The sequence below is a fragment of the Sutterella wadsworthensis 2_1_59BFAA genome, assembly GCF_000297775.1.
In the GTDB taxonomy this organism is placed as follows: domain Bacteria; phylum Pseudomonadota; class Gammaproteobacteria; order Burkholderiales; family Burkholderiaceae_F; genus Sutterella; species Sutterella wadsworthensis_A.
In genome coordinates, this window is record NZ_JH815516.1 from 159349 (window position 1) to 172185 (window position 12837).

At 61.4% G+C, this 12837-nt stretch carries 6 protein-coding genes; all 6 read left to right on the forward strand.

The annotated features are described in order from the left end of the window. Positions 1-414 carry a Bbp16 family capsid cement protein gene (locus HMPREF9465_RS06505; RefSeq protein WP_005435267.1) on the forward strand — a complete coding sequence of 138 codons (414 nt, stop codon included), beginning with the start codon at positions 1-3 and terminating at the stop codon, positions 412-414. 163 nt (positions 415-577) lie between these two features. After that, complete coding sequence (locus HMPREF9465_RS12360) at positions 578-1108, forward strand: hypothetical protein (protein WP_147645260.1); 531 nt, start codon at positions 578-580, stop codon at positions 1106-1108. Positions 1109-1110: 2 nt separating this feature from the next. Beyond that, positions 1111-3825 (forward strand): hypothetical protein, encoded by a 2715-nt coding sequence (locus tag HMPREF9465_RS06515; protein ID WP_005435270.1) that lies wholly within the window; start codon positions 1111-1113, stop codon positions 3823-3825. A 172-nt stretch (positions 3826-3997) separates the two neighbouring features. After that, complete coding sequence (locus HMPREF9465_RS12365) at positions 3998-4558, forward strand: hypothetical protein (RefSeq protein ID WP_147645261.1); 561 nt, start codon at positions 3998-4000, stop codon at positions 4556-4558. Further along, positions 4558-7089, forward strand: a complete 2532-nt coding sequence (locus tag HMPREF9465_RS06525) for a hypothetical protein (RefSeq protein WP_005435272.1) — start codon at positions 4558-4560, stop codon at positions 7087-7089. The genes HMPREF9465_RS12365 and HMPREF9465_RS06525 overlap by 1 nt, the downstream gene beginning before the upstream one ends. Then, entirely contained in the window at positions 7089-12815 is a 5727-nt protein-coding gene (locus HMPREF9465_RS06530) for a hypothetical protein (RefSeq protein WP_005435273.1), read from the forward strand. The genes HMPREF9465_RS06525 and HMPREF9465_RS06530 overlap by 1 nt, the downstream gene beginning before the upstream one ends. Positions 12816-12837 lie beyond the last annotated feature (22 nt).

Here is a 12837-nt window from a genome sequence, read left to right on the forward strand (position 1 = left end):
ATGATTGTTGACTATCTGATGATGTTCACGAAGGACGAGGGCCAGAAGCTTTCCGCCGCGGCCGCCTCCGACTTCCGTCTTGACTTCGGTCAGCCCAAGCCGACCACGGGCTATGCCTACGGCGACCTCGTGGCCGTTTTCACGGTGAAGGCCGACGTGACGGGCAACCTCACGATCTCGCTGCAGGACTCCGACACGGAGACGAGCGGCTTTGCCGACGTGTCCACGGCGGTGACGCTTGCCGCCCCGAAGGCGGGCACCCAGATCGTGATCCCGATCCCGTACCATCACAAGCGCTACATGCAGGCGAACTTTGCCGGCGCTGTTTCGGGGGGTACGGTTCACGGCTTCATCACGTCGGGCTTCCAGGACAACGCGGGCTTTGAACAGGCCCCGTCCATCAAGACGGCTTGATCCTCCGTGAAGAGGTGATGACAAAGGGGCGCTTCGGCGCCTCTTTTTGTAGGAGGTTCTCATGGCAAGTGCTGTAGAGATTTGTAATTTGGCGTTGTCTTTCCTGGGTGACACCGGGAGCATTGCATCGATTGACCCGCCTGAAAGCCCGGCCCAGGCGAAGATGTGCGCGATCTACTACCCGATCGCGAAGTCGGCGATGCTCGAGATGCACGACTGGTCGTTCGCGACGAAGCGCCAGCTCCTCGCCAAGTTGAGCTCGGAGGAGACGGCGGGGTGGAGAGGCGTCTACGAGGTGCCGTCCGACTGCATGCGCGTCATCCGCGTCCGCCCGCACTCGAAGCAGGAGATGCCGAGCTGGTGGACGGATAACCCGGTGTGGTTCATGGAGCCCAACGACGCGAACTTCGAAGTGATGGGCGGGAAGCTCTACACGAACGCGGAAAACCCCGTGGCGACCTACGTGACGTCGGAGGTCTCGGAGGGCTACTTCTCGCCAACCTTTGTGACGGCGTTCGCGTACTACCTCGCGATGGAGATTGCGGGCTCTCGTGTCAAGGGCGAAGAGGGGCAGAAACTATCGAGCTTGCTTTCGAAACAGTTCCAAGTGGCGCTCTCGACGGCGAAGACGCGTGACGCGAATCAGCAGCGCAAGCAGGTCTGCTTCACACCCTCGTGGATCGTAAGGAGGTAGGCATGGGTATTCGTAAAGTACAAATGTCTTTTTCGGCGGGCGAGCTCTCCCCCGCCATGTACGGGCGATTTGACGATCAGAAGTACCAGCAGGGTTTGGCGAAGTGCCGCAACTTCCTCGTGCTTCCGCAGGGCCCCGCGACGGTTCGACCGGGTACGGCGTACGTGAACACGACGAAGTATCCGACGAAGAAGTGTCGCCTCATCCCGTTCACGTTCTCGTCCGATCAGACGCTTGCCATCGAGCTTGGCGACAAGTACGCGCGCTTTCACACGTCGGGCAAAACCCTCCTGGGCGAAGACGGGCAGCCCTACGAGATCGAGACGCCGTACAGCTCGGACGACGTGTTTGACATCCACTATGTCCAGTCGATGGACATCATGACGCTCGTGCATCCGAACTACCCGCCGAAGGAGTTGCGCCGCTATGGTGCGACCGACTGGCGTCTCGTCGACGTTCAGTTCGGCGCACCGCTACCCGCCCCAGGAGCGCCAAGTGTTGAGTACAAAGTGGTGGCGAGTAGCGGTCAGACGATCACGGAAGGTGAGAAGACACGCTACACGTTGAAGTACCGTGTGACGGCAGTAAAGGAGACTGAGACGGGAAGCGAGCAGGAGAGCCCTGCAAGTCCCGTTGGCGAGACGAAGGGGAACCTGTACCTCAACAACGCCACCTGTACGATCACGTGGGGCACTGTGGCAGACGCGGAGCGATATCGCGTCTACAAGAATTTCAAGGGCTTGTACTGCTTTATCGGCGAGACGACCGAAACGTCGTTCATCGACGACAACTACTCGCCTGACGAGGGCATCACGCCGCCTATCTACGACGACCCTTTCTTTATGAGCAAGGGCATTACGTCTGTCACGGTCAACAACGGCGGTAGCGGTTATGTCTACGACCGCAGAGGCATCACTGCGGACAATTGGCGCATTCTCTCATCGCCGAGCAAAGGGGAGATCGCCGGCACCCGCCGCGTGGCGGACTCCGGTAGCGAAAAGAGTCCTTTTTCCGTACGAGTATACGACGAGAACGGTGAGGGCACAGGGGCAACTGTGGAGCTGGTCACCTCTCGCCGTGTTTGGAAAGAGCAAATTGACGGCAGCGGTGACAACGGCCCTTCCTACGACGACATGGTCACGACCACCGTCACCGGCATCAAGGTCACAAACGTAGGCCAAGGTTACTCTCTCCCGCGTGTTGAAATTACGTGGACGGACCATACATGGGTTGGCTCGTGGACTGACTATTTCGGCCGACGTGCTACGGTTGCCCTCGATGTCGAGCAGTCGTCTCTTCGTATCGACGTCAAGGACTCGACAGGTTGGGGCGCGGAGCTCGTGCCGGTTGTGAAGGACGGGCGTATCGAGAAGGTAGCCGTGCGGTCCGGCGGGCAAAGCTACACGTCTCCGAAGTTGACGGTTGTTTCTACGGTGGGCAGTGGCGCTTCGCTCACCGCCAACGTAGGTAAGGCGGGCGACTACCCCGGCGCGGTCTGCTACTACGAACAGCGCCGATGCTTCGCGGGAACGCCGACGCGTCCTCAGATGGTGTGGATGACGCGCTCCGGTACCGAGTCAGACATGAGTCACACGCTCCCCTCGCAGGACGACAACCGCTTGCGTTTCGCCATCGCGGCGCAGGAGGCGTCGCGCATCCTGCATCTGACGCCGCTCCAGCAGATGCTTGCGATGACGAATACGACGGAGTATCGAGTCTACTCGGGCGGCTCCGCCCCGATGGCGCCTGATGCGATTCGATCGGAAGTGCAGGCGCAGATAGGCGCGTCGAACGTCATGCCTGTGGTGGTCAACTCCACGGTCGTTTACGCTGCCGCCCGTGGCGGGCACGTGCGTGAGCTCGGGTACAACTGGCAGTCGTCGGGTTTCACTACAGGCGATTTGTCGATCCGATCCGCGCACTTCTTCGAAGACTCGCAGATCGTCGACATGGCGTTGGCGAAGTCGCCGGATCCGATCGTGTGGGCGGCGATGGCCGACGGCAGCCTCCTGGGATTTACCTACTTGCCTGAACAGGCGATTGGCGGCTGGCACAAGCACACGACGGTGAACGGCGCGGTCGAGTCTGTGACGGTCGTCCCTGAGGGGGATGAGGACATCGTTTATCTCATCATCCGTCGAACAGTCAAGGGAGAGGTTGTCCGCTACGTCGAGCGCATGCACGAGCGTAAGTTCTCGGCGTTGGAAGACGCATGGTGCGTGGACTGCGGCGGGGAGTACATCGGAGACCGGACGACTGAGGTGAAGGGGCTCACCTGGCTCGAAGGCGAGACGGTCAACATCCTTGCCGACGGTTGTGTGCTCCCTCAGCGCGTAGTGGAGGACGGGAAAGTCACGCTCACCCAATCGGCGCGTCACGTCATCGTGGGCCTGCCGATCACGGCCGACCTGCAGACGCTCCCGGTGGCGGTACAGCTGGCGGATGGCTCGGTCGGGATGGGGCACATGAAGAACGTGAACGATGTGTTCCTGCGTGTGCACAAGTCTTCCGGTGTCTTTGTTGGCCCTGACTTTGACAATCTTGTCGAGTACAAGCAGAGAACCGATGAGCCGTACGGGTCCCCGCCGGCATTGATGGACAAGGAAATCTCCGTCGCCACAATCTCGCAGTGGAACGACTCTGGGCAGATCTGCGTTCGTCAGAAAGATCCTCTGCCGCTCACGATCGTTAGTCTCTGTTGGGATCTCGCGAAGTAATGGGTGCATGAGGTCCCTTCAACCCGATAACCTAGCCCTCAACTATGAGGGCTTTTTTCTTATGGCGCTTACACTTCAAGGGGTCACATATGACCTCGACAACCTTTTGGGCGGCGTTAACTTTGGAACGGATCCACTCACGTTCCAAGGGCCCGCTGGCACGCAGAACGTATTGACCGCTCCAGATACAGCTTCGTCGGCGGGCGGTTTTAATCAGGTGATGGGCGGTGCATCTATCGGTCTTGCCATCGGGCAGGCGATCGGCGGCATGTACTCCGCGTGGAAGGGCGGCAAGACGCTCGACTACGTGATGAACAAGCAGGCCGAGATCTCCGAGCAGAACCGTCAGATGGCGCAGCTCTCCGCCGAGTCTGCGATGCGTCAAGGCGAAGCCGCCGTCGCACAGCTTACCTACCGCGCGGGCCAGATCAAAGCCAAACAGCGCACGGCGTTCGCGTCGAGCGGCGTGGTGTTGGGCGAAGGCTCGACTGCAGAGGTCACTGCGTCCACCGACATCATGAAGGAGATGGACAAGAAGACCGCCGAGATGAACGCGCTCTCCGCCGCCTGGGGCTTCAAACAGCAGGCCCTTCAGGCGAGCGCGCAGGGCGGCATCTACTCTGGCATGGCCGGCTACGCCAAGGCGGCAAAGCAGTCCGAGGGTTTTTCCAGCGTCATTGACGGAGGCTTTACGGCGGCCGACCGTTGGTACCGATACTTTGGAGCATCCTAATGGCACAAGTTCCCAACTACGGCGGGCCACAGGTCATGCCGAGCCTCCTCGGCTATCGACCGATGTCAACCGAGATTCCGAAAGTTCCCGAGATGGACGTGCAGAAGCCGTTGGCGAAGGCGTCCGCCAAGCTCGATGACTGGTACTCGAAGTTCCTCGCGGAACAGGATGACGCCCGCGTGACGGAGGCGCTCACGGAGCTTCGTCGCAAAGCGATCGACATGGAGTCGGGCGAAGGCGGCTGGGCGAGCCAACTGGGCGCCAACGCGCTTGAGCCGGACCTCGACGGAAAAGGCCTTGTCGAGCGGATGGACTCGGGGCTTCAGGACTACGGCCAGGAGCTCGCCTCCGGGCTCACCGCGCGTCAGCAGAAGATGTTCGGCGAGAAGGCACAGGCGATCTACACCGCGTCCTACTCCGGCGTCTCTCAGCACGTCTATCAGCAGGCGGTTGCCCAGAAGAAGGCGGCGCACGAAGGCGCGATTGCGCAGGCCGTGGAGTCGGGCGCAGCGTATGCCGGCAAGCCTGACATGCTTGCGCAGAGCGCTCATGCGATCCATGAGTCCGCGGATAAGCTCGCCGAGTTCATGGGCTGGACGGCCGAGAACAAGGCGCTCTACATCAAGAAGAACATGTCGTCCATGTACATGAACGGCATTGACTCGCTCCTGGCAGGCTCCGATCGAAACCCTGCCGTGGCATATCAGGCGCTCGGGCTTCTTCGTGCGCATTCGAAGGAGATGCTTGGCTCCGACGTCGCACGTGCTCGTCAGCGCATCAACCCGATCGTGCAGGCGCACGAGGATCGTTTGAAGATCGAGCGATATGCCGCGGGCTTGGGCGGCAACGGGGAGGTGCTCCGAGGAGGTCTTAGCGAAGCTGTGCTGCGAGGTGTTGTGACGCAGGATTTCGTGAAGACTGCCAGGGGGTACGATGCACTTACAGCCATTACGTCCGACGGCGGGCACCAGTCTGTCACCACGAAGGAAGGGGCTCCCGCCGAGTGGAAGCACGGCGCGTCTCAGCTCACCGTTGAGCAGGGCATGGAGGCGGCCAAGGCGGCCAATCAGCCCTGGGATCCTGAAGCGTTCAAGACCGATCGCAACTACAACGACATGCTGGGCGTAGCCCGCTACAACGATATGCTCACCGAGTTCGCCGACGAGCACATGGCGATGGCGGGGTACATCACCTCCAAGGAGACCGTGCGCGAGGCTGAGAAGCAGGCGCAGGAGAAGGGCGGCGTGTGGACGGACTATCTGCCCGAGAAGGCGCAGTCGACGCTCAAGAGCGCTGTGGCGAACATGCGACGTGAGAAGGAGATTGTCGACGAGGCGACGGGTTCCCGCGTCTCCGCGTTCTCGCCGCAGTATGCGGCCGCGGCGAAGACTTGGCCGACGCCTGACCAGATCCGAGAAGACCTTCGTCGGACGGACCCGCGTGCCGCCGCGGATCCGCTCTACTGTGACGAGCTCGTGACGAAGGCGGCTGCGCTGGTCGACCAGAAGAAGCAGTCGTACGTGCAGGAGCAGAACAACGTCAAGGCGCAGATCTCGAACGTCCTTTTTAAGACGCATGGCGATCTGTCGCAGGTCCCGCAGGAGCTGGTGGCGCGGCTTGACGTGAACGAGGCCGCCGGGGTGCAGAAGCTAGCCGCGCATTACCAGAGCGATACGTTCGCTTCTGATCCGCGCGCGCTTGGCAAGCTGAGCGATGACCGTTTCCTCGTGTCCATGTCTGAGGACGAGCTGACGCTCTACCTGAACCAGCTCAACGGAAAGGATCGTCAGCGCATCCTGACGAGGTATTTCAGCCTCAAGCAGGGCTCGACTTACGCGGCCGACGATGAGGCGGCACGCAAGCGCCTTGCCGCGATGGGCGTGGTACAGGACCCGTTCGTCATTAGCAGTGAGACGATTGAACGTGCGCTTAAGCGAAACCCCGAGTACGTGAAGCTGAGGGAAGAGTCGCCGGACGTTGCCAATGCCTACTTGGCGCAGATGCAGGAAGTCCTGAGCCTGCAAGGGCAAGAGATGGGCAAGAAGCTCAACGAGATCGAAGTGGGGCAGCGGATCAATCTCGCAATGCGCGAGATCACGCCCGTCTCCGAACTGCTCGGCTCGACGAACAAGGTGGCTAGCATGCTCACAATGGACGATTTGCCGAACCACGGCATGACGGATGCCTACAAGGTCGTCGAGCAGACGGCTGAGCATTGGCTCAAACAGATCGGCCAGGATCGCAAGCCGACGAAGCAGGAGATGCAGTACGTCCTCACCAAGATCATGCTCGGGGATCAGCGGCTCCGCGTGATGATCCCGCCGAGCGTGAGTTTCGACGAGCCTTTGATGAAGAAGATCGACACTGCATGGAAGGCGAAGCACGGTAACAGCCCGATGCCGCAGGTCGCCCGTCTGCGCTACTACCTCATGGCGCGCGCCGGCGGTCAGGTCGGTGAAGGCAGTACGGGCCCATCTTGGCTCGGGCACCAGACGACGTATATGTACGGTTTTGACGACGGAGGTAACTGATGGATTTCATTGAGCGCATGATTGCGCAGGATGGTGCGGCGCAGGCTCAGACCGACTACGAGCAGGCGCTCATGGACCCTGAGACGCCTGAGCAGGCGGCTGTGCGGCTTCGCAAGGCGCGTGTCTTCGACATGACACCTGAAGAGACGCCGACGCTTACGCCAGCAGAAGAGGCGGCCGAGAAGGCGCGGGCGGTCAATTGGGCGACGATGTACACCGAGGCCCCGACCCTCATGGAGAAGCTCTCCGAGCCCGCCTTCGCCAATCTCGTCAAGAATGACCTGTCGTCTATGGGCGTTCGTGAGAAGCTGATCTGGTCAATGGCGCCCGATACGGGCGAGAAGGATTCGATCTGGGGGACGGTTCGCAACGCCTTCACCAGGAACAGCTTCTCTGGCGATGCAACCTCGTTCTTCGGCTCGGCTTCAGATGCGGAGGCGTACTCCAAGGAGCTCCGCCGCATCCAAGAGATCGAAGACGAGATCGCGCAGGGCAAGGACGTGGCGTACCGTTTTGCCACTGCAGAAGACGAGACGGGTCAAGTGGGGCTCGCCGCTTTCATGGCGGGGAAAGAGGGCATGAAGGCCCGCATCGCGGAGCAGATCGAGAAGGCGTCCGAGCGCACAGCGCGTCTCACACGCTACGCTTCTTTCTTCCCCAGCGCCCAGGCGACGCAGGAGATGATGGCGCAGGACTCCTTCTCGGGGGTGATGAGCGCACTGGCGAAAGACCCGCTTACGGTCCTTGCCGATTTGGGCGTGGGTTCGCTGACCCAGAACGCGCCCTCGCTCCTCGCGCTGCCGATCCTAGGGGCGGGTGGCATTCCCGCGCAGATGGCGGGCACGTTCGGGCTCTCCTACTCCATGGACAAAAACGCGAGCGTACTCGAGAACTTGGCGGATGCAGGCATCGACCTCACCGATCCGAAGTCAATTGCGTCGGCCTACCTTGATCCGACGAAACGCGACATGCTCAAGAACGCCATTGACCGTGCAGAGAAGCACGCCGCGGCGACGGCGCTTTTCGATGCCGCATCGGTCGGATTGGCAGGCGTCTCCATGGTGCCGAAGTCCGCCACGCGTCAGATGCTCGACACGGCGTACAAGCGCGAGTTCGCCAACATGGCCCTGCAGATGCCTGTGCAGGGTGCGATGGGCGGCGCAGGCGAAGCGCTGGGGCAGTATCTTTCCGACGGCGAGATCTCCTCGTGGGCTGATGTCGTGGCCGAAGTGGTGGGCGAACAGTTCACCGCGCCGGTCGAAGTCCTCACCACGGGTATGAAGGCGCGCGCCGCGATTGCCCGCGAAGAAGAGCGTGCTCGCCGAAACGCCGAGGCCATGAAGGAGCTGAGCGAAACGCAGTCGGCTGTCGACGAGCTCGATCCCGAGACTGCCGCCGCTTACGAGCAGGAAGTGGCGCGACGAGCGGGCGTTGAGGCGATCGAGTTCGATGCGAACTCCTTCCACCAGCGGGGGCTCGACAAGAAGTTCTCGAGTGTTCCTGAGGTGGCGCAGCAGATGCCGGAGGCGCTCGCCACGGGCGGGACGATCAAGGTGCCGATCGGCAAGGTGAAGGCGATGGTGCAGGAGGACGAGTCCGTCCTCGAGCTCATGTCGGTCGGCGGCTCCCTCTCCATTGAGGAGGTGAAGGACGTTAAGGGCGCCGTCGAGCTGCAGGCGACGCAGGCGGCGGGCAAAGCGTTCCGAGACGAGCTCTCCGAGGTGGGGCGTATCGTCGGCAACGGCATCCGTGCGCTCAAGGTGCCGAAGGAGGAGGCGCGCAACCTGCAGGCGCTCATCCAGACGCAGGTGGCGAACATCGCACGTCAGGTGAATATGTCTCCTAAGGCGCTGTGGGAAAAGTACGGCGGCAAGTTCGTCATGGGCAACGGAGAGAACGGTGTCAACGGCGAATACTTTCCGTCGCTTCGCATCGTCGCCCGCTGGAACGGCGCCGATCGCTCCACGCTTCTCCACGAGACGGGGCATCTTTTCCTCGACATGCGCACGCAGATCGCGGCGGACGTCATGCAGAACAAGGACATGCCCGACGACATGAAGGCGTATGTGCAGTCCGTGAACGACACCCTCGCCTGGCTTGGCGTCAAGGACGTGCAGACGTGGGCGGCCATGAAGCCTGAGGATCAGCGCGCGGCGCATGAGAAGTTCGCCCGCACGTTCGAGGCGTACATGCTCGAAGGTGAAGCGCCGTCCCAGAAGCTCACGCTCGCCTTCCGAGAGTACGGCCGCTGGCTCCAGGACATCTACACCGTGGCGGAGAACGTCCCCGGGTCCGCGCTCAATGACGACGTGAAGGCGATGTTCGACGCCATGTTCGTCGCCAAGGAGGACGTGATGGAGTCGATGGTGCGACAGGCGGCGCAGCCCCTCTTTACGGCACAGGACGAGTCCGGTCTTTCGACGGAGGAGTGGATCGCCTATCAGGAGGCGCAGCAGGCAGTCGGCGCGCAGGCCGAGGCCGAGCTCACCGCTCGCAACATCCGCCTGCAGAAGGTTGTCAAGAACATGCGCAACAAGCTCGTACGCGAGTTGAAGAAGGAGCGCAAGGGGCGCATCGCAGAGATTCGTGCGCAGGTCTCGGAGGAGTTCAAGAAGACGCGCGTCTACCACGCGTGGAACTCTCTGGTGAACGGCAACGAGAAAGACGGGGAGAAGATCCGATGGAAGCTCGCCTTCGAAGACCTGAGACAGGTCGGCTATACGCCGCGTCAGATCAAGAAGCTCCATGAAGCCCGCATCGCTTCGCCCCAGTCTTTCCGTCAGCCCGAGAAACTCGAGGACATTGCGCAGGCGTTCGGTTACCCCAACTCGAACGAAATGGTAGATGACCTTCTTGCCCATCTCGACCCTGAAGCGGCCATCGACGCCTTGACGGTCGAGCGCCTGGTGGAGGAATCCCCTGAGCTCGCCGACGAGTCGACCATGCGCGACATGGCTGACGCCGCGACGTTCAACGATGCGAAGATCAAGGTGGTTTCCACGGAGCTCGCCGCGATGGAGAAAGCGCTCAACGGGCAGGCGCGTACCGAAAGCAAGGCCATCGATGCGTTCGCCTATTCGGTTGTGCAGGATATGAAGATCGCCGGCCTCAAGCCCGCTTCGTTCGCCCGTGCGGCCAACCGTGCCGCCCGAAACGCGCGCAAGGCGTGGGCGAAGGGCGCCGTGGCGGAGGCCGTGGCGTTCAAGCGTCAGGAGCTCTACCAGGCGGCGTTGGCCAAACATGCCCGACAGTCGCTTATGCGCATCTCGAAGTCTGTGCGCGGCTTCAAGAAGTTCAAGGTTGCAACGCATCGCGCCATGGATACGCGCGTTCTCGAAGTGCTCCAACGTGCGCTTGTGAACATGGGTTTCGTGGACGCGAAGGACGTGCACGTCAACGATCCGGACGCCTCCTTCTATGACAAGGTGAAGGAGCTCGAGAACGAGCTTGAACATGGGCTCGAAATCACGAGCAACATGACGCGGGCTATCGCGGACCGCGACACCTCTGCGCTTGAGACTGTTGGTGGCATGAACAGCTTCATCGATGCGATCCAGTTGCTGGAGGCTCAAGCTCGTCGAGAGAAGCATATCTCCACCGTCATGGGCAACGAGCTTCTCGAGGACACGCTAGAGCGCGCTGCCAAGGTGGTGCAGGAGACCGCTGTCGCGCACGGCCGCGACGCGAAGAAGTGGCACGAACAGCTCGGCATGTCGAAGCGCTTCGCAGAGATGGTCGAACGCTTCGGCCTCGTGCATGCAAGAGCGGCCAGGCTTGTGGCGACGCTCGAAGGCGGATGGGAAGGACTCCTCGCCAAGCTCTTCATCTATCCCGCCGACAAGTGCGTTACGAAGGAGGAAGAGCTCAAGTCCAAGTACGCCATGAAGCTCGACAAGATCCTCAGGCCTTTGAAGGAGTCTCTGACCGACCTGAAGGCCAAGACGAGCAAAACCTTCAACCACGCGTTCACCACGCAGGAGGTGTTCGTTCTTCTCCTCAACTACGGCAATGAAGGCAATCGTCAGCGAGCGCTTTCCACGATGACGTACCACACCGACTACAAGTTCTTTGAGGGCTTGGACAAGAGTGATCCGTCCTACGAAGCGAAGCTCGCCGAAGCACAGGCAAGAGCCGATCAGCTCATGGCGGCGTTCTTCGCGGAGTACCTGACGGAAGAGCACTACAAGGCGGCGGAGGCCGTCTGGGCGCTTTTCGACGACATCAAGGAGTCGTCAGGCAAAACGTACAGACGCATCGTGGGGCGCGAGCCGGATTGGGTCGAGCCGACGGCAGTCCGCGTGATTACGCCCGAAGGCGTTCGCACCCTGACGGGCGGATATTACCCGATCTCGTACGACCGTGAGTCCAGTCTCCACGGGAAGGATGTGGGCGAGATCCAGGGCATGGAGGACCTGAAGCCGCTCATGGGCGCAGGCGGTGTCGCCGACGGGTGGTCGAAGTCGCGAGCCAAACACTTCGACAAGCCGCTCGTCATGACCAGTCGCGCCATGTTCGAAGGGCTTGATGAGCAGATCCATTACATCGCGTGGGCTGAGTTCGTCAACAGCACTCGCAAGCTTCTGAAGAAGGAAGGCGCGTTCGCGCAGGCCGTCCATCAGCACTACGGCGCCCGCTACTTCAAGGCGCTCGAGGACTGGGTGAAGGACTGCCGCAACGGGAACCACGGTCAGACTTCGCCTTCGGACATGATCCCGAACGAGTTGCGCCGCGGTGTCTCTCTTGCCGGTGTTGGTTTGAACTTCGGTACGGCAGCGCTCCAGCTCGTGGGCTTCACGCAGTCCGTTGCCTACCTCGGGCCTAAGTGGGCCGGAAGAGGCGTGAGTGAATTCATCCGCCTCGGCATTACTGGCGGCGCGTACAAGGCTGTGGCGGGGAAATCCACCATGATGCGCAACCGCATGCGCACCCAGTTCCGAGAACTCACCGAAGTGCAGGCGAAGCTCAATGGCGGGCAGGGGGAGCTGAAGGACAGAATGATGCGTCTTGCGTACATGCCGCTCTCCGTCATGCAGATGGCGGTCGACCTCCCCACTTGGCTTGGCGCGTATGAGAAGGCCTTGGCGGAGCGGAACGGCGAGGAGATGGCGGTCCTGATCGCGGACCGTGCGGTTAAGAACTCCCAGGGGTCCGGTAGCTTGGCGGACTTGTCGGCCATTGAGCGAGGGAGCGCTTGGTCGAAACTCTTCACGGTCTTCTACACGTTCTTCAACACGGCGCTCAACCTTGCCGCCGTGAGCTTCAAGACGGAGAAGGGGTTCAAGCGTGCGGGCACTCTCCTGATGGTGCTCGTCATGCAGCCTGTCATCGAAGGGTTCTTGCGAAGCGCCATCGGTAGCGCACTCGGGGAGGATGATGACGATTGGCTTGAGAAGGCCGTCAAGGCGTCCGGCTCGAGCGTGGTCTCCTTCAATCTCGGTCTTCTCGTGGGCGTTCGCGAACTGGCCTATCTCACCACTGACTATGGCTACCGCGGCCCGTCGGGTCTTCGCAAGATTACCGACTTCGGTCGAGCCTACAACGCGACGGTGCACGCCATCGAGAACGGCGAGGTCTCCGAGGCAGACGTGAAGGCGTGGGTGAGCTTCGGCGGAACCATGGCGCCGTACCCGGTCACGCCGATCAACCGCGCGATCTCCGGCGCCAACGCGCTCTACAACGACGAGACTGATAACCCGCTTGCGCTTCTCACCGGGCACTCCAAGTAGTGGGTGCATGAGAGAAAAGGCG